Origin of the sequence: Mycolicibacterium celeriflavum (assembly GCF_010731795.1) — a bacterium.
Lineage (GTDB): Bacteria > Actinomycetota > Actinomycetes > Mycobacteriales > Mycobacteriaceae > Mycobacterium > Mycobacterium celeriflavum.
This window is the reverse complement of record NZ_AP022591.1, coordinates 360,576-379,812: the sequence shown is the minus strand read 5'-3', so window position 1 is coordinate 379,812 and position 19,237 is coordinate 360,576. Positions and strand designations below refer to the sequence as shown.

At 66.9% G+C, this 19,237-nt stretch carries 13 protein-coding genes, 1 tRNA gene and 1 pseudogene; 12 read left to right on the top strand and 3 right to left on the bottom strand.

Features of this window, described 5'->3' with window-relative positions; translation table 11 throughout:
- The first annotated feature begins 249 nt into the window (after positions 1 to 249).
- The 12 genes and pseudogenes from mobF to G6N18_RS01610 all read left to right on the top strand — a co-directional run bounded on the left by mobF (position 250) and on the right by G6N18_RS01610 (position 17,892).
- Positions 250 to 6,120 (top strand): MobF family relaxase, encoded by a 5,871-nt coding sequence (gene mobF / locus G6N18_RS01670; protein WP_179962403.1) that lies wholly within the window; start codon positions 250 to 252, stop codon positions 6,118 to 6,120.
- A gap of 95 nt (positions 6,121 to 6,215) precedes the next feature.
- Complete coding sequence (locus G6N18_RS01665; protein ID WP_083000805.1) at positions 6,216 to 6,563, top strand: antitoxin Xre/MbcA/ParS toxin-binding domain-containing protein; 348 nt, start codon at positions 6,216 to 6,218, stop codon at positions 6,561 to 6,563.
- Positions 6,564 to 6,635: 72 nt separating this feature from the next.
- A complete protein-coding gene (locus tag G6N18_RS01660; RefSeq protein WP_163689781.1) occupies positions 6,636 to 7,007 on the top strand; it encodes a hypothetical protein in 372 nt (123 codons plus the stop codon).
- Between the two features lie 14 nt (positions 7,008 to 7,021).
- Positions 7,022 to 8,245, top strand: a complete 1,224-nt coding sequence (locus G6N18_RS01655; RefSeq protein ID WP_244960074.1) for a site-specific integrase — start codon at positions 7,022 to 7,024, stop codon at positions 8,243 to 8,245.
- A 90-nt stretch (positions 8,246 to 8,335) separates the two neighbouring features.
- On the top strand, positions 8,336 to 9,805 hold the full coding sequence (locus tag G6N18_RS01650; protein ID WP_083001151.1) for a tyrosine-type recombinase/integrase: 1,470 nt from the start codon (positions 8,336 to 8,338) through the stop codon (positions 9,803 to 9,805).
- Positions 9,805 to 11,526: a hypothetical protein gene (locus tag G6N18_RS01645; RefSeq protein WP_076112256.1), complete on the top strand. Its 1,722-nt coding sequence runs from the start codon at positions 9,805 to 9,807 to the stop codon at positions 11,524 to 11,526. Before G6N18_RS01650 ends, G6N18_RS01645 begins: the two co-directional genes overlap by 1 nt.
- Positions 11,523 to 13,721 carry a site-specific integrase gene (locus G6N18_RS01640; RefSeq protein ID WP_076112254.1) on the top strand — a complete coding sequence of 733 codons (2,199 nt, stop codon included), beginning with the start codon at positions 11,523 to 11,525 and terminating at the stop codon, positions 13,719 to 13,721. The genes G6N18_RS01645 and G6N18_RS01640 overlap by 4 nt, the downstream gene beginning before the upstream one ends.
- The gene (locus G6N18_RS01635; protein WP_076112252.1) at positions 13,718 to 14,176 is read left to right on the top strand and encodes a hypothetical protein; all 459 of its coding nucleotides are present in this window, start codon (positions 13,718 to 13,720) and stop codon (positions 14,174 to 14,176) included. The genes G6N18_RS01640 and G6N18_RS01635 overlap by 4 nt, the downstream gene beginning before the upstream one ends.
- A 257-nt stretch (positions 14,177 to 14,433) precedes the next feature.
- Positions 14,434 to 15,240, top strand: a complete 807-nt coding sequence (locus G6N18_RS01630; RefSeq protein WP_076112250.1) for an alpha/beta hydrolase — start codon at positions 14,434 to 14,436, stop codon at positions 15,238 to 15,240.
- 676 nt (positions 15,241 to 15,916) lie between these two features.
- On the top strand, positions 15,917 to 16,216 hold the full coding sequence (locus G6N18_RS01620; RefSeq protein WP_083001153.1) for a DUF6262 family protein: 300 nt from the start codon (positions 15,917 to 15,919) through the stop codon (positions 16,214 to 16,216).
- 89 nt (positions 16,217 to 16,305) lie between these two features.
- Complete coding sequence (locus tag G6N18_RS01615) at positions 16,306 to 17,094, top strand: Mu transposase domain-containing protein (protein ID WP_407663541.1); 789 nt, start codon at positions 16,306 to 16,308, stop codon at positions 17,092 to 17,094.
- Between the two features lies 1 nt (position 17,095).
- Positions 17,096 to 17,892: pseudogene (locus tag G6N18_RS01610) on the top strand (ATP-binding protein).
- A gap of 231 nt (positions 17,893 to 18,123) precedes the next feature.
- On the opposite strand, the gene G6N18_RS01605 reads toward G6N18_RS01610, so the two are convergent.
- The 3 genes from G6N18_RS01605 to G6N18_RS01595 form a co-directional block, all read right to left on the bottom strand.
- Positions 18,124 to 18,195, bottom strand: a tRNA-Val gene (locus G6N18_RS01605).
- Positions 18,196 to 18,240: 45 nt separating this feature from the next.
- Positions 18,241 to 18,705 carry a peroxiredoxin gene (locus G6N18_RS01600; RefSeq protein ID WP_083001155.1) on the bottom strand — a complete coding sequence of 155 codons (465 nt, stop codon included), beginning with the start codon at positions 18,703 to 18,705 and terminating at the stop codon, positions 18,241 to 18,243.
- Positions 18,702 to 19,130 (bottom strand): DUF3052 domain-containing protein, encoded by a 429-nt coding sequence (locus G6N18_RS01595; protein WP_067225663.1) that lies wholly within the window; start codon positions 19,128 to 19,130, stop codon positions 18,702 to 18,704. The genes G6N18_RS01600 and G6N18_RS01595 overlap by 4 nt, the downstream gene beginning before the upstream one ends.
- Between the last annotated feature and the right edge of the window lie 107 nt (positions 19,131 to 19,237).

Below are 19,237 nucleotides of genomic sequence, written 5' to 3'. Positions count from 1 at the left end.
TTCCTCTGCCTGCCACCACCATTCGCCGTGTGCCTCGTCAGCCCCTCCGCCGTTCACCAGCGTCCGCCACCCCAACTCCCATAAGACGCCTCTCACATCTCGCCTCCCTGAGTCCCGTCCAGACACCACACACCTCTTGCATTCAGGTGTCGATTCCTAAGAGATGTTTAAGAGTCCCTGGTTTGGTCGTGGCTTTGACGGCGGTCAGGTTCGTAGCGTGCGGCCCATGCGGTTGCTCGGGTGCGCGTCGTGGTGATGACGCTGCACAAGTTGACCGCCGGGGACGGATACCTGTACCTGGTGCGGCAGGTCGCTGCCGCCGATAGCACCGAGCGAGGCCGCTCCACGCTGGCCGACTACTACTCAGCCAAGGGCGAGGCGCCCGGGCACTGGATGGGCCGGGGCCTGGCCGCGCTGTCTGACACCGGCCGGTGCGAGATCAGTGCTCGAGCGCGCGAACAGATTTGGACTGTCGAGGCGGGCTCCGGAGTCAGCGAGGTGCAGATGCGCGCCCTCTACGGGGAGGGGCTGCATCCCAACGCCGACCGCATCATGGCCTACACCTCTGGGCGCGGCGGGCGCCCCCGCGAGCAGCTGATCGCCAGCCGGCTGGGACGCAAGTTCCTCGTCCGCGATGGCGAGCCGGAATTCGCCCGCCGCCTGGCGGTGGCCTACCGCGACCACAACGCCGAAGCGGGTGCGCACTGGAACGCCACCATCACCCCCGACGACCGTGCCCGGATCCGCACCCGGGTGGCCGTGACTCTGTTCAGCGAGGAGTACGGCCGTCCCCCGGCCGACGATCGGGAGCTCTCGGGGTTCATCGCGCGCAACACCCGGGCCCGCACCACCGCCGTCGCCGGGTATGACCTGACGTTCTCACCGGTGAAATCGGTGTCGGCGCTATGGGCGATCGCCCCGCTGCCGGTGGCCGAACAGATCGAGGCCGCCCACGACGCGGCCGTCGCCGACGTGCTGGAGTGGCTGCAGGACTCCGCGGCATTCACCCGCACCGGCGCCAACGGGGTGGCCCAGGTCGACACCGAAGGACTCATCGCCGCGGCCTTCACCCACCGCGATTCCCGCGCCGGTGACCCCGACCTACACACCCATGTCGCGGTGTCCAACAAGGTGTCTCACGTCGACGCCAACGGGGTGCGCCGCTGGCTTGCCCTGGACGGTCAACCGCTGCACCGGGTCACCGTGGCGGCCTCGGAGTTGTACAACACCCGCCTGGAAGCCCACATGATCGCCAGCCTCGGCGTGCGCTTCGTCGAACAGGCCCGCGGACACGGTAAGCGACCGGTGCGCGAGATCGACGGAATGTCGACCGAACTGATGTCGCGGTGGTCAAGCCGGCGCGCGGCGATCGAGGCGCGCACCGCCGAGCTCGCCAAGCAGTTTCAGGCTGCCCACGGCCGCGAGCCGACCAACGTCGAAATCATCGCCCTGGCCCAGCAGGCGACGCTGGAATCGCGCGAAGCCAAACACGAGCCGCGCTCACTGGCTGAACAGCGCCACACTTGGCGCACCCAAGCCGTCGAGGTCCTCGGGCGCCCCGGACTCAATCAGATGCTGGCCGACACCCTCGCCCGCCCCGACCGCACCCAAAGCGCACCCGAAGTCGATGCAGATTGGGTCGTGGCGCGCGCTGGCGAGATGATCGCCACGGTCAGCGAGGCGCGCTCAACCTGGCAGCGTCACCATGTGCGCGCCGAGGCGCTGCGCCAGGTCCGCTCGCACGGCCTGGCGCACGACGGCGCACTCGTCGAACGGCTCACTGACACCGCACTGGGGCAAGCGTTTTCGGTGCCGCTCGCCCGCGTCGCCGATACCGAGTTAGGTGAGCCTGGCGCGTTGCGTCGCCGCGATGGCGCCAGCGTGTTTAGCCGTCACGGCGTCGCGGTCTACACCAGCGCGGCGACGATGGCCGCCGAGCGGCGCATCCTGTCCGCTGTCGGTCGCGAAGACGGACGGCGGGCCACCGTTGGCGATGTCGAACTGGCGCTGGCGGATTCGGCGGCGCGGGGCCGCACGCTCAACCCCGGCCAGGCCGCCCTGGTCTCGGAAATGGCGACCTGTGGACGCCGTGTCGCGCTCGCGCTGGCGCCGGCCGGGACCGGCAAGACCACCGCGATGGCCGCACTGGCGCACGCCTGGCGCAGCTCCGGCGGGCACGTCATCGGCCTGGCGCCGACCGCCGACGCGGCGATCGTGCTCGGTGAGGACCTCGGCGCGACCACCGACACCCTCGACAAGTACGTGTGGTCAGCCGACCCCACCAAAACGGCATTCGGTCGACCGCCGAAGTGGTTCGAGAAGGTCGACCCCGACACGCTGATCGTCGTCGACGAAGCCGGCAAGGCCGCCACCGCTGGGCTCGACGCGATGATCACCGACGCGCTGCGCAAAGGCGCCAGCGTGCGCCTCGTCGGCGACGACGGCCAGCTGTCGTCGATCTCAGCCGGTGGAGTGCTACGCGACATCGCCGAAACCACCGACGCGCTCACCCTCTCCGAAGTCGTGCGCTTCCGGTCGGCCGCCGAAGCGGCCGCCGGGCTGGCGTTGCACGACGCCGACCCGGCCGGCATCGGGTTCTACATCGACAACCACCGCGTCCATGTCGGCACCGACGACACCGCCGCCGACATGGCCTACCAAGCGTGGCGAGCCGACCTGGCCGCCGGCGCAGACTCGATACTGCTAGCCCCCACCAACGACGTCATCAACGCGCTCAACGCCCGCGCCCGCACCGACCGCCTCGCCGCCGACCCCGCCGCCGCGAGCGCTGCCAGTGTGGTGCTGGCCGACCAGCTGACCGCCAGCGCCGGGGACACCATTCGCACCCGAAAGAACGCGCGCTGGATCCCGATCGGGCGCAACGACTTCGTCCGCAACGGCTACCGCTACACGATCACCGAAGTCATGACGGATGGCAGCCTCAAAGCCCGCCATCTGCGCAGCGGGCGCATCGTCACCCTGCCCGCCGACTACATCGCCGAGCACGTGACGCTGGGCTACGCGGCCACCATCGACTCGGCTCAAGGCTTGACCGCAGGACGGCGCGACACCAAGGGCAGTTGCCACATCGTCGGCTCGGACATGCTGACCCGCCAGGCCCTCTACGTCGCGATGACCCGGGCCACCGACGAGAACCACCTCTACCTGTCCACCGCAGAGGGCGACCCCCACCGGCTGCTGTCGCCGAAGGCCACCCACCCCGACACCGCCGTGGACGTCTTGACCCGCACGCTGGCCCGCGACGGCGCCCAAGTCTCGGCCACCACCGCAGCCCGCCAAGCCGCCGACCCCGCCGCGCGACTGGCCGCCGCCTCAGACATGTACTACGACGCGCTCGGCGCCGCCGCCGAGAACCGCCTGGGCGTCGGGGCCCGGGACCGACTCGACGCGATCGCCGATGAGGTGATCCCAGCGCTGAGCACGCGCGAAGCCTGGCCGGTGCTGCGCCGCAACCTCGCCGTCCTGGCCCTGAGCGGTGCAGATCCCCACCAGCTGCTGGTCGACGCGCTGGCCAAGGGCAGCGTCGATGATGCCGCCGACCCCGCCGCCGTCCTGGACTACCGGATCGATCCCGCCGGAACCCACTCCTCCGGAGTCGGGGTGCTGCGCTGGCTGCCGGCCATCCCGGAAGCACTTGCCGACGATCCCCAGTGGGGCGACTACCTGGCGCGGCGCGAACACCTCGTCGGCACCCTCGCCGACGCCATCCGCGAGCGCGCCCAGGGCTGGACCAACGCGACCGCCCCGGCCTGGGCGCGACCCCTGATCACCGTGAACCGGGCGCTCACCGCGGAAATTGCGGTGTTCCGCGCAGCCGTGGGCGTCGAGGAAGCCGACACCCGCCTGACCGGAGCACGCCAATTCCCCGTCCGGACCCGCGACGTGCAAGCCCTACTGCAGCACCATGCCGCCGCCGGAATTGGTCGGCGCAGCGCCGACACCACCCGCTGGAACGACCTCATCGACGCCATCGACCCGCGCCTGCGATCCGACGCCTACTGGCCACAACTGGCCGCTCACCTGGCCCAAGCCACCCGCACCACACCGGACCTGCGCCAGATCATCACCACCGCCGCGCGCCAAGGCCCCCTGCCCGACGAACTACCCGCAGCGGCGCTGTGGTGGCGCATCGCCGGCGCGCTCTCACCGACCGCCACGCTGGCCACGACACACTCGCGGCTGCGGCCAGCCTGGATCCGCGACGTCGATGCAGTGTTCGGATCTGTGCTGGCCGAAACCATCACCTCTGATCCCGCCTGGCCCGGATTGGTCGCCGCCATCAGCGCCGTCAACCCCCACAAGTGGACACCGCGCGACCTACTCAGTGTGGCTGCCGAACACCTCGCCGACGCCAGCGCAGACAGCGACCCCATCGCACCCGGCGACTACGCCCGACTGATCACCTACACCGTCGACGCGTTCACCCACCGCCTACAGGCCCATCTCGGCGTGGACTTCGACGACATCCCCACCCCCGACGACACCGACGCACCGCCCGACCCCGCCGAGGAGCACCTGCTTCCACCCGACCCCGAAGACACCTACCCAACCATCGACGAACGCGCCGCACTCGACGACTACTTCGATGACGCGCCGCCGGACCCGCACACATTCGAATACCCGCCGGACGAATTCGACGAACTTCAATTCGAAGATCTGTCAGCAAACCGCCCTATACCCGAATTGGGCATCACCATCGAAAGGCTCACCACCCTGCGCGACGAATACCAAACCGTCTGCAAAGAAATCACCACACTCGACGCCGACATTCGCGCCGGAAATGGCCCCGCCATGCGCGCGGCCGCCGATGAATTACTGCGCATGCGCCACCAGGTCGACGCCGACCGCCCCTACAGTCACGCCGTCACCGCCGTCATGGAGCAATGGGCCGACGCCGACGCCGCCTACAACGACATCCTGCGCATGATCGAGCACGCCCGCACCCAACTGGACACCCTTCACGCAGCACCTGAGCGCGACGATCTCGACATCGCCTCGGCCCAAGCCGATCTCGCTTTCCATACCCGCCGCCTGCCCAAGCAGCCGCCCTCGCTGCAGTTTCAACATGCCTTCTCCGAGGCGCAAGCCGCACGCACCGCGGCCGCCGGCGGCCACAAGATCGTCACCGAACACGACATCGTCACCGCGCGCGGCGACGCCGAACGTGCGGACCAGGCCGCCCGCGCCGCACTGAGCGAGCGCCGCCAAGCGCTGCGCCGCGAGCTCGATCGCGCCGACCGCGATGTGGCCGCCGCCTTCGCCGCCGCCCAGACCGCGACCTCCGATGCCCTGGAAACACTGCTGGACTCGGCACGATCCGAGGTGGAGCTTCTACGCGCCGCCAGCCACATCGACTTCGACCGGACGCCGTTGGCCATCCCCGCCACCGCACTGGCTGCCCACGAACCCCACACCGCCGACCGCCTCAAAACCTTGGCGGCGATGCCCTATCGGCTCAGCCTCCTCCGCGCCGACAGCGGTGACCGCGAAACTGCCGCAGCGCTCTACACCCTGCGCAGCACCGCCAACGCCGCCGGCCGAAAAGTGCTGTGGCTCAGCACTACTAACGAGGCGACCACGTCCGCGCGCATCGCAGAGCTGGCCGACACCTTCACCACCATCGCCGAGGCGCACCAACGCATCAGCGATCAGCAGTGGACGCTTCCACCCGGCACGATCATCGTCATCGACAACCCCGCCGACACCGACCCAGCACGCCTCGCCGGCATCGCGCATCACACTGCCAGCGCCGGCGCCCGCGCCATCATCATCGATCCCACCGGCCATCACGGCCCCAGCACACCCGCGCTGCGGCTGCTCAACGCCCTTCCCTGGGCCAGCACGCTGACCGCCAATAATCAGGCCGCGGAGAACCTCCGCCTCGACGAGCCGACACCCGCGGTCACCCTGGCCGACCGCCTCGGCCGCACCCGGCTCAGCGAGCCGTGGCGCCAGCTGCTCACCCAGTGTGACACCGCCGCCCGAGCTGTTCGTGCCGCCCACCGCCGTCAGCTCACCCTGACCTGGCGCACCCCCGACGCGGCGATCGATGAACCCGAACACACCCTTACCGCAGGAAGCCTCGACATAGACGAGTAGATAGAACACCGATTTCGACCGGGCTTGAACCATCGGTCGCGCACCCAGCGCATGTCATACTACGTGACAGAGATACGACAGAACGAAGACACACAATGCGCGAGGGTTTGGGTGCGCTTGCCAGCAAGGTTTCGGCAGCAATCAACCGCCTCGGCTTGACCAACGAAGAGGTGGGCGACATTGTCGACGCCTCGCCGCGGTCCGTAGCCCGGTGGGTCGCCGGGGACGTCGTGCCGCAGCGACAGAACAAGGAGCGCCTACTAGAGCTGGCCTATGTGGCCGAAGCCGTCACCGAAGTTCTTCCAGCCGACCACGCCAATGTCTGGATGTTCTCACCGAATCGGCTGCTCGGGCATAGCAAACCTGCTGATCTGATCCGCGCGGGGAGATACACGGACGTCCTCGACCTCATCGACGCGATGGCTGAGGGAGTATTGGTGTGAGCATGCGCTCGCACCGCCGCGATGTCCGGTCTGACGTTGTGGCTGCTTTGGCCAGACCCTCCCGCACCGGTGATGGCCAATCCGCCAGCGACGACGACGGCCACCTCGCCGACCGACTCCAGCACCGGGCCTCGTGCCCGTCTCAGCGGCGTGCTGCCCGCCGGCTATCCGCCCGGCAGTTGCAAGCCAGTGCGGGTTCCGGACACCGCGACCGCGGCGATGGCGTGCTGCTCCAACACCGATCCCGGCGGGCCGACGTCGGCCACCTACATCCTGGCGCGCGACCTCAACGCTCTGCGCGCCGCCTTCAACAACACAGTTGATAGGTCGACGACGGTGATCTGTCCGCCCAATATCCAGTCGCCGGTTCTCTGCCCGACAGGCGTGTCGAAGACGGTTGGGGGAATCGCTTCGGCGATGATGAGGGCGATGCCCGTGAGGTAAGGGGGAAGCCGGGGATGGCTGGTGCTTCGGCTGATGGTTGGACTCTTCATTTCTACGATTTCCGTCAGCGGTTCGTATCGGTGGACGACGTGGTTCCAGGGTTGGGTGATGTCGAGTCCCGGGCGAAGCGAAATGGTGCGCGTGATAGCACTCCGTTCTTCCTGGATCCGTGGGGCCGGGCGGATGCGTTGGTGAACGCCTACTGGCGAGATCCGCTGGTGAGGGGACGAGCAACGGGGACTTTGCGTCGTTACGCCTTGTCGTTGAAGGTGTGGCTGGATTTTCTGCACGCGATGGGCGTTCGATGGGATCAGGCGTCGCGATCGGAACTGGCTGCGTTCAAGGAGTGGCGGTTGTCGGCTGAGAAGAATCCTCAGCACGTGACCGCCAATAGTTTCTGTGTCGATCGCGCGGCGATCCGCAATTTCTACTCGTGGGCGGCCGAGCAGCACGGAATCGACAACCCCGTCCGAGCCCGCGTGATTGCCACGTCTTGGATGGGCGGTGGCCAAGTCGTGTTGGAGAGCACTCCGTCGGGGATGCGCAGGGCCGACGTGAAGTGGCTTACCCCACAAGCATTTCGGTTGTGGCGGAACCTGGGGTTGCGTGGTTTCACGATGGAGGGCGTGCCGCGCCACGATTGGCGGGGAGCGACTGAGGATCGCGACATCGCATTCGCGGAGGGGTTGTTCGGGACGGGTTTACGAATCGGCGAGTGGGCCAGCATATTAACCATCGAGGTGCCCAAGCCGGGCTCTGAGGGGCTCGTGCGTTCGCGCGTTGCGTCTCATTGCGCGAAGGGTGGTAGCGGGCGAGCGTTCTGGATGCGGCGCCGCGTAGCCCAACAAGTTCACTTCTATCTGCAGGAAGGTAGTCGCACTGCTGCCGTAGCACGCGCGCAACGTGCTGGTCGCTATGGGCAGATTGCGGATCGATTGGTCGTTGAACATGTTCGCCGGGATGGGCAACTGGAGGTCGTTGATGCGACGGGATCGCGTCGTACGGTCCGGCTCGATGCACTCGGGCCGTCGACACGAATGAAGTTGTTCCGCCGGGGACGTGATGGCCTGGAACCGATGTGGCTGTGGCTGAATCACGACGGGACACCTCGCCCTAAACACTCCTGGTACAAGACGTTCGACCGCGCGAACACCAGGGTTGCGAAAGCGCTTGCGCAAGAGGGGGGTACGCCGTTGTGGTGCCGTCCCCACATGCTGAGGCATTTTATCCCCGCTTAGTTCCCGTGTTGCGATTAGCTCGAAAGGGTCAGGCGGCATGCGCGTTTGGTTGTTGCATGACGGCGTGTGGCGTTTCTAGTGTGACCGCTCGTGATCTTGAGCTTCTTCTCGTCGCAGGGCTGGCGGTCCTGGGGTGTCGAGCACCGGCCGGTGATTCCGGAGAGCATGCCGTATCTGATTGATGACGACTTGTTGCTGGAGGACGGTCCGGGCAGACCGCGGCCGGCGTCGGTGGTGAACCGGTGGCTGCGCGAGTTGCCGGCCAGTGGCGCGCCGGCGCCGAGCTCGTGGGAGAGCTATGCGCGGGCGGTCAAGGAGTGGACTGAGTTCTTGGCGGAACATGGTGTGGGACTGTTTGATTCGCGGGATCGTTTGAAGGCCGGGTTAAGCCGCTACGCTGAGCACCGAGCGGCTGGGCCGCTGGCTCGCCGGTTCGCGGCGACCACGTGGGCGCAGCACATGAGCATCCTGTCGCTGTTCTACCGGTGGGCGCTCGACGAAGGACATGCAACGGCCGAACCGTTCACCTACCGGTCGGCGCGTGCGGTCTTCGCCGGCACCGGCCGGGACGTACGAGTGAACCTGGCGGTGCGCCGCACTCCGAAACCGCATGTGACCGTGAAGTATCTGGAGCCGGACTTTATCGACCTGTTCCGCAAGGGACTGCGGGGTTTGGCGCCGGACGGCAGCCCAGACACCGGGTTCGCGGGAAGGGAGATGACCCGCAACGCCGCGGTCGGTGATCTAGCGTTGGCGACCGGGCTGCGGCTGGGCGAGTTCACCCACCTGCTGCCGTGGGAGATCCCGGCGCTGCCGCCTGCGCCAACGGCCATCCCGATCCCGTTTCCGGTGCCGGCGGGAATCACCAAGGGCCGCAAGTTCCGCACCACCTGGATCTCCTACGACGCCTTGGCCGGGCTGCACGACTACCTGCAGCTGGACCGCGCCGCGGCGACCGAAGGATCGGCCTGGCGGCCGCCGCAGCGATGGGGCGAGCCGCTGACGGTGAGCGACCCGGACGCACGCGGCGGCCGGATCAACGGTGTTCGCCGGTCGTGGGAGTCGCTGACCCCGGCCGAGCGGCGGCGGCTGGTGGCACCGGAGGGCGGGTCGTGCCTGCTGGCGGTCAAGACCGGCGGTGGCGCGTTCACAGCGTGGGCGACGGTGTTCGAGCGCACCGCCGACCGGATCCGCGCGAGGTTCGAGCCACGGTTCCCGCACGTTCACCCGCACCGGCTTCGTCATTGCTTCTCGATGCAGACCTTGGAGTATCTGGTGACCGGCTATTACCGGCAGGCGGCGAAGCTGGTGCGCGACACCGACGCCGACGCGGCGTTGATCTTCTATCTGACCAAGGCCGACCCGTTGCTGGTGCTGCGCGATCTGCTCGGGCATTCGACCGTGCTAACCACCGAGAAATACCTGAAACGTCTTGATACAACCCGGATTTACCGGCAAGCCTACGAAACCGAAGGCGCGGCAGCCGGACTCGTCGACGGTACGGCAGCACAGCGGGAAGCTGACGGCGAATTCGATGACGACATCGACGAGGAGCTGTGATGCCGACGAGGGTGACCGACGAACCGCTGGGCCTGAGCTGTGTGTTCAGTGACGGCAGCCGGGCGGAGTTCGATCTGGCGGGGTTGCCGAACCCTCGGTTGGCGCGTGATCTGGCCGTCGGACTGGTGGAGCTGATTCATCCGCACGGCAGCGCCGACTCGGCCGGCACGGTCGACGCCTATGCGCGCGCTCTGCGGGCGATGGTTCGCGCACTAGCCGAGCAGGGTTTCATCGGTGGCGCGGGAGAGTTGCGCCGCGGACAGCTCGCGCAGTTCTGGATGGCGGGACCCAGACGGTTGGAGGCGCTTACCCGCGCACTGGTGGAGGGATTCGCCCGGTCCGGCGGCACGCTCGGCGACGGAGTGCTGGAGCTGGCGGCGGGTCGGCATTTCAATCTCCAGCCCTTTCGTCGGCCGCTGCCGCCCTATCTCGAGGTCGAATGGCAGCGTCTCATTACTGCCTGCAGCCAGGTCGTGGATGAGTCATATGCGGTGCACCTCCGCGCGCTGGCCGCGACCGAGCAGGGTGGTGATCCGCGAGAGTCCGGCTGGACGTGGGAGAACTTCTGCTGGCTGTTGGCACGACTCGGCCCGGTCAGCACTCCGGTATTCGCCCGCGCGATCGGCGTGACGCACAGCGTGTTTCACAATCGCCGACCACCAGCGTTCTATGACGCCCTGCGGGCGGTGTTCCCGCACCTGGATGTCGTTATCGCCTACCGGCTGCTGTTCGGCGTCTACTCCGGCATCGTCCCCGACGGCATCGCCGACTTGGGGGTCGATGACATCGAATGGGCCGGGGACTCGACCGTGCTGCTGTCCTACGTCAAACGCCGCACCGCGGCGGAGAGCCTGAACCTGCCCCGTCCGGCGGTCCGGCTGCTCGAGCAGTGGCTGTCGCACTCGTCGCTGCTGCGCGGCCTGGTCGCACCCGCCGACCGCGACCGGCTGTGGTTGGGCCTGAGTTACGTCGGCAAACCCTTCCTCATCCGCGAGATCGACCGCGTCGGCGTCCAACGATGGGTCGGGCGCCACGGCCTACTCGGCGCCGACGGCCGACCGTTGAAGATCCATCGAGCACGCATCCGCACCACTCACCACGCGATGCGCGAGAAGAAGACCTGGACAGGGAACGCGCGGGCCACGATCGACCCCAACCACACGCCCGCCGTTGAGGGCGACCACTACCTGTCGGTGACGACCGCGGGCCAACAGCACGCGGTCGAGACGGTCATCGAGGATGCCCAGCACGATCTGCTGCGCCGTGCGCATCCGCCCGCGGTGATCACCGAGGAGGACGCCGCCGCACTGGTCGACGGTTACCCACAACTGGTGGCGGCAATGAATCTCGACGACCACGCCATCGCCGAACTGGTTGGCGGCGCGCGCGATGTGTTCACCGCAGCATGCGGCGATCAGCTGGCCGGGCTGCACGGTCCGGTCGGCAAACCGTGTCCGGCCAGGCCGTGGGTTTGCCTGCTCTGCCCGCTGGCAGTGTTCGCGCCACGGCACGCGGTGAACCTGTTGCGGCTTAAGGCATTCTTCTCCCGCCAATGGCAGCAGATGCCCGCCGCGCACTTCATGGCTGTCTTCGGGCCCTACGCCGCCCGGATCGACCAGATCCTGGGCCGGTTCGACCCCGCCGAACTCACGACCGCGGCCTCCCGAGTCACCGACACCGACGACGAGATACCCCTTCGCCCAGAGGAACGCACCGCATGACCACCTTCGCCGCCGACAGCACCGACGAACAGCGGCCATCACCGTTCACCGGCGCCGATGTCTGTCTGCAGGCGGGTCTGACACTACCCGACGGCATTCGCCGCCCGCTGTTCGACGACGACTTATGGGACTTCACCGAGGTCGTCGGGTTGGCGGTCCAAATCCCCTTGGTGAACCGCCGTTTCGACTTCGCCGTGATCGGCGACCCGCGATGGCGCCTGGTCGCCAAGGAGCTGATCATCGCCGCCCTCTGCCCGCGACATCCCGCCGTCGCCGAACTGCCCAGGGCATACCGCACACCGCTGCATCTACGCAGCTGCATCGGGCGGCTCCACGAGCTGACCCGATTCTTCCGCTGGCTCGACGGCCGACACGCCGCCACGCTGGCCGAGGTCGACACCCACACCTGCGAGGCCTACCTGGCATTCCGCCGCTACATCCTCGACGAGAACGGCAACGTCGTCGGTGAACAAAGCCCCGCGGTTCGACGCGCTGCCGCTCAGATCGTCGTCGACCTGGTCAACTACCGAGACCTGTTCACCGCCGACCGCGTCCGCGCCGATCTTCGGCCCTGGGGCGGCGCATCGGCCTCCGCCGTCGCCGAAATGCGTTCCGGCCGTGACGGAAACACCACCCCCGCCGTCGCCGACGAGATCCTGCAGCCGATGCTTGCGGCGGCGCTGCACCTGGTGCAGATCCTCGGCCCACACGCAGTGAATCTGAACCAGCAGATCCGCGAACACGACCGGCTCCACTCGGCAAGGGCCGAAGGGTTGCGTCCCATCACCTCGGAACCCGTCGACGACATCCTCGCCGTGTTGGCCGGCTACACCACGACCGGCACGCCGCTGCCCCAACACGAAGACCATGACATCACCAAAAGACTGGCGGCAGGATGCTCGGCCGACGACCCACTGTTGCCGGTCGCCACCGGAATTCTGGCCAGGCAGGCCGGCCGCCGAAACATCGAGTCCCGCTGGATGCCGCGACTGCGCGGACCGCTCACCGACGCCCTCGCCGCGGTCGGAGTCGAGAAGGTCTTCGCGCGCAACGCTGAAGACGCGCCGACCGCCGACGGCGCGACAAGGCCCTGGAGCTTGCCGCTGCACCGCTCGCAGGCCGTCGCCGTGGTCGGGGTCGTCCGAACAGCCGCGATCATCGTGCTCTCGGCTTCATCAGGGATGCGCAGCAGCGAACTGATGGAACTGCGCGTCGGCTGCCGCCGCCCGATCGAGGAACCCATACCCGGGCTCAACCGCTACCGCATCGCCAGCAAGATCGTCAAGGGCCAGCCGCTCGGCGGCACCGACGATGAATGGGTCGTCATCGAACCCGCCTTCCGCGCGGTCGAACTCATCGAGCAACTGCACGACGATCCCCGCGAAGGTGTTCTTCTGTTGTCCCGGTTCAGCTTCCGCGTCCGCACCATCTGGTTCCGCAACTGGGTCAACTCCCCGGCAGGACAACGCCTCGGCCTGGCCGCGATCCCCGAGGGACCAGTCTCATTGCGGATGCTCAGAAGAACGATCGCGCTGGAATTGGCATACCGCCCAGCCGGGGTTCTCGCGGCAAAACTGCAGCTCAAACATATCGCGACCGCAACAACCGAAGGCTACGCCGCCCGCCCGGGCGGTGCTCAAGCCGAGTTGCTGGCCGAGGTCAACAAGCACGAAGCAGATCGCAACCTTAAGCTGATATTGGCCGAGTTCCACAACTACCGCGACGGCATCCTGCCCGCCGGACCCGGCGCACGAAACCTCACCGACTTCTTCGCCGCAGTCGACGCCGACCTGAACGCCGAATCGGCCGCGGGGCCCAAAGTCCAGCGCAACGACCGCGACATCCTCAATCTGCTGTCCAAACGCGCCAAGGTCCTGCACCTAGGACCGGCGAACTACTGCTGGTTCACCGATCCATCCCGCGCACTCTGCCTCAAACTGGCCGGCACTCCCAACGCGACACGGCCGATGATCGGCATGTGTGACTCCGCCCGCTGCCCGCAGGCCACCCACCACGCCGTCCACCGACCCGTCTGGGCTGAGCACGCCGAACGCACCAAGACTTTCCTCGGCCAACTCGGCAAGACCCGCGTCACCGAACGCGACCGCCTCACCACCGACTACAACCGCGCCCAGCGGGTCATCGCCGACATTGATGCCGCCACCACACCCACCGCCAGCGAGGACCCGTCATGAGAATCAGTGCTGCCCAACGCATCCAGACCGAGCACCGCATCCGGGCCGCCATGGACCGGCTGTTGCGCGGAGAGATCCCACCCGGCGGGAACTGCGACATTAAGACCCTCGCTTCGCAGGCCGGCGTCGACCGCACCGCCTTCTACGGCACCCGCCCCTACGCCCATCTACGCACTGAGTTCGAAGACCGGCTACAACAGCTGCAGAACTGCGGCCAGACACCCGACCCGAAAGCGGCGCAGATCGAGCGACTGAACACCGAGGTCGACAAGCTCAGACACCGCCTGGCGCAAGCGAATACCACGATCGGTGAGCTCACCGACTTCCGAACCCGGGCGCTTGCGCGACTCGCCGCGCAACACGAAGAGATCGAGCGGCTTCGCACCCTTACCGATGCGAACGTCAAGGTCACCCACCTACCACGAGCACGGCAGAAGCTCATCGGCCCATGCTGACCCGGACTCACCACACCGGCATCGGTCATAGGCGAGCCGCCCTCGTCGCAATACGCGCGCCAAACAGCACTGTGAACCCGGGCATCAGGGTCGGCCGTGATCAAACGCGACACGAACCTCAAGGCGACCGCGCGAAAAGATGGGTGAGCAATTCGGGCCGTCTATTGCCTGGCCAGAAGCTATTCTCAGCGTTGTCGCAGCTAACCTCCGGCCGACAGTCGTCGGCGACTGTTGTCCCACAGAGGAAAGGCAGGGTCATGCTCGAGGTGATCGACAAAGGGGCATGCAGTGAATCCCACCCCGTACCACTGCTCTTCGTCCACGGGGCCTGGCACGCCGCATGGTGCTGGGACGAACACTTCTTGGACTTCTTCGCCGACAAGGGTTACCGCGCCCTCGCGGTCAGCCTCCGCGGCCACGGAAACAGCCCCTCACTGAAGCCCCTCCGCACCTGCTCCCTCGCCGACTACCTCGACGACGTTGACTCAGTCGCCGACACCTTGCCCACAACGCCTATATTGATCGGCCATTCGATGGGCGGCTTCATTGTGCAGAAGTACCTCGAGACTCACCAAGCGCCCGCCGCCGTTCTGATTGCGTCCGCACCCCAGCGCGGAAGCTTCGCATTCAACATGCGCCTGACACGACGGCATCCGTGGCTGGCCACAAAAGGACTGATTACGGGCAACGCATTACTCCCCGTCGGTACCCCTGAGCTTGCCCGCGAAAGCTTCTTCTCGCCGCAGACCCCCGAGTCGGACGTCGTGAGATACACCGCGCGACTCAACGGTGAGAGCCAGAGAGTTGCACTCGACACGATGTGGATGTTGCCCAGACCGAAGCGGGTGACTACGCCCTTGCTTGTCTTAGGCGCGGAACTCGACCGCTGCATCCTCCAAAGGGAAGTGCGCGCAACGGCGCGCGCATACCGCACCGAGGCAGAACTGTTTCCCGACATGGGGCACGACATGATGCTCGACCCTGGATGGGCAGCCGCAGCCGAACGAATCCACACGTGGCTCGAAACGCATGACCCTGCGAGGAAGTCACACCAATCGGGATAGCGACGTGCCGACCGGAGTCATATGTCGCCTTATGACCCGAACTCACCACAGTGACATCCGTCACAGGCGAGCCGTCCTTTATCGCCACACACTCGGCGAATCACATTGCGAACCAGGCATCAGAATCGCCCGAGTTCAATCGCAACATGAACCCGACCGCACACGGTCACTGCGGAGACAAGACACACCTATGCCACCGCTCTGGTCAACGCCGGCGTCTCCTTGCAAAGCCTGATGACTCTGCTCGGCCACGTCTCGGCCGAGATGAGCCTGCGCTACGGGCGGCTATTTGACTCGACCGTGCGCACCGAATACGAGCGTGCCCTGACCGCCGCGAAAGCCCACCTGGGCACCTTGCCCGCCGACCCGCCTCAGGGCCGCGCCCAACTGCCGATCGTCGACGGCGACTGGAAACACGCGCCCGCGGTCAAGGCCCGCCTCGCCGGCGGCTTCTGCATCCGCGCCCAAGTCCAAGGCCCGTGCGCCTACGCCAACATCTGCGAGCACTGCCCCAACTTCCGCACCGACACCGGCTACCTGCCCGTCCTGGCCGCCCAGCGCGCCGACACCGAAACACTGGCCCGCGACGCCGAAGCCCGCGGCTGGACAGGGAAGCCGAACGTCACCGCCGACTCATCGAACGCCTCGATGCCCACATCAGTCAGGCTCAAACCGGATGACGGGCGAAAAACGCCGCCAACACGTCGAAAGACGCTGTGCCGCAATCATTCTCAGCGGGCGACCCGTCACCTTCGACGAGGTCGCCGAGCGCACCGGACTAGGGCGAGCCACCCTCTACCGCAACCCCGAATTGCGCACCATCATCGAGGAACACCGCACCCGCGGCAGTGAAGCACACACCCTCACGGGCCTCACCACTGAAACCGCGCACCTCCGTACCGCACTGGAGGCCGTCGCCGCAACCGTCCGCCGCCACGAAGAAGAATTACGCCGCCTCCGCAAGCCCCAACGCTGAGCCGCGGGAACACTCAAACGCCGAAATCCGAACCCAGATTAGCCGGATAACCGAAAGATAAGCCGCGGGTGGAACGCATGGTGTCTTATGTGCGGTCGATTTCTTTGCCGGAGAAGACTTCCGGGATCTCGATGACTGTCGCCGTCGTGCTGAGCGATGGTATCGCGATGCCGCGGGGATGCGGATCCATGGCACCACCCGGTGACGTCCCGACCGGGGTGTTCGTCGCCGACGAACTCCCGGCGCTGAAGCCGGTGCCTGAGGCGGTGTTCGACATTCCGGTCTGGACGCAGCCGAAGGTGGCCCCGGATCGGCACGCCGAGGTCGCCAAAGCCCTGTTTTCGCTGCCCGAGCAGTGGATCGGCACCACGCTGGACGTCCGCGCCGACAGTGAGCTGGTCAAGTTCTATCGTCGCGGCACGCTGGTGAAAGTCCATCCCCGCCAACCACCTGGTGGCCGCAGCACCGACCGTGAGGATCTGCCCGAACACAAGGCCGGTTACGCGTTGCGGGACCTGGCGGCGTTGATCGCCACCTGTGCTGCACACGGGCCCAATATCGGGATCTACGCCGAACGCATCCTCGATGACCCGCTGCCCTGGACCCGGATGCGCACCGTCTACCGGCTCCAAGGGCTGGTGCGCCGCTACGGCGCCGACCGCGTCGAACAAGCCTGTTCACTATCGCTGGACCTCGACGTCGTCTCGGTCAACAAGATCGTCTCCATGCTGGAACGCGCCACCGAGAACACCACCCCGGCACTACCACAGGCAGTCGGCCAAACCGCCACCCGCTTCTCTCGTGATCCATCCGAATTCAGCACCACCCCAACATCATTGACCGTAGTGCCCATTACCGATTCCGAGGAGACCTGCTGACATGAGCACCCACTGCGCACCCGCCGACCCGGTCGGCGCTGACCTGACCCGACTGCTCAAAGCCCTCAAACTCGGCGCACTGGCCGACACCCTGCCCGAACGCGCCGCCCTGGCCCGCCAACACAAACTCAGCCACATCGGATTCCTCGAAACGCTACTCGCCGACGAGGTCTCCCGACGCGAATCCCGTTCAGCCGCACTACGAGCGACCAAAGCCGGACTCGACCCGAGCATGCGCTTCGACACCTGGACCGCGCAAACGGAGCTGCGCTATGACCGCACCCTGCTCGGCGACCTGACCTCCCTGCGATTCTTCGACGCCGGTCAATCCGCGATCGTCCTCGGGCCCGTCGGCGTCGGCAAGACACACCTAGCAACAGCATTGGGGCACATGGCCATTCGTCGCAGACACACAGTCCTGTTCGGCCGTGCCAACAAGCTGTTCACCAGGCTTCGCGCCGCCCGCCTGGACAACACCGTCGACGCCGAAATCCGTCGACTGGCCGCCACCGACGTCCTCATCATCGACGACTTGCGCTCAGACCCCTCGATGCCACCGAGACCAGCGACTTCTACGAAATCATCGTCGAACGCCACCGCGCCAAAACCACCATCGTGACCTCAAATAGGGAACCCGCAGAATGGCTGACCATGACCGCCGACACGCTGCTGGCCCAATCAGCGATCGACCGGCTGACCGCCACCGCCCACACCCTGGTCATCGAAGGACCGTCCTACCCCCAACGCACCCGCGGCGGACGGCTTGACCCAGACCACCCCGACGAGCGTCCTCAATAACGCGCCACGGTGGTTCCATCCCCCTGGCAATCAGGTGGTCCCATCACCCTGGCAGGCGACAGCAGGCCCCCGCGCGCGAGGACTTTTCTTCCCGCTAACGCGCCGTTCGCGGTCCGTGGGGAGAACTTGGTGTGTTGCCGCGAGCCCGCCCGGATTCGGTTGGCACATTCTTGGCACAGCGGGGGTCGCCGGTCGGGATGGATAACCCCGTTTGAACTGGGCGAACATCGGTGGGCGCGGACGGTATCGAACCGCCGACCGCTGGTGTGTAAAACCAGAGCTCTACCACTGAGCTACGCGCCCTTGCAGGGCAAGCTACACGGCGATGACCTGCGACAGGAAATCAGCTCAGCCGGAGCGCAACGCCGCCAGCGCGTCCGTCCACAGCGCCTGATCCCGGGCCTCGCCGGGCTGTTTCATCTCGGCGAACCGGACGATGCCGGTGCGGTCGACGACGAACGTGCCGCGGTTGGCGATGCCCGCGTCCTCGTTGAACACCCCGTAGGCCGATGCGACGGCCCCGTGCGGCCAGAAGTCGGACAACACCGGGAACGTGAAGCCACTCTGCGTCGCCCACACCTTGTGCGTGGGCGGCGGCCCCACCGAGATGGCCAGCGTCGCCGTGTCGTCGTTCTCGTAGTCGGGCAGCCGGTCGCGGATCTCGTCGAGCTCGCCCTGACAGATGCCGGTGAACGCCAGCGGGAAGAACACCAGGAGCACGTTCTTTGCGCCCCGGAAGTCGCTGAGCGTGACGGGTTGACCGTTCTGGTCCTTCAGCGTGAAGTCGGGCGCTTCGGTTCCGACGTCGATCACGAGCGTCTCCCCGCCGCCTTGCTCTTCGGCTGCACCAGCCGGCTGGCGATCCAGTCGCCGAGGTTCGCCGAGGAGGTCTGCATCAGCCCCGCCGTGGGAGCCGACTCCGCGATATCGGCCGGTTGGACGTGGCCGGGCTTGCCCGTCTTCGGGGTCACCACCCAGATCACACCGTCATCGGCCAGCGGGGTGATGGCGTCCATCAGCGCGTCCACCAGGTCCCCGTCGTCGTCGCGCCACCAGAGCAGGACCACGTCGATGACCTCGTCGGCATCCTCGTCGAGCAGCTCGCCGCCGCACGCCTCCTCGATGTCGGCTCGGATGTCGTCGTCGACGTCTTCGTCCCAGCCCAGTTCCTGTACAACCTGATCTTTTTGGATGCCCAGTCTGCGGGCGTAGTTCGGGGCGTCGTCCGCCGCGACCACCGTCGGTCCTCCTTCAGCCGGCTCGAGCGCATGGTGCGCTCGGCGTTGTCTTGGGCCCTATCGTCGCACGGCGGGGTCTGCCCGCACGTGCCTGGCGGCAAGGTTGG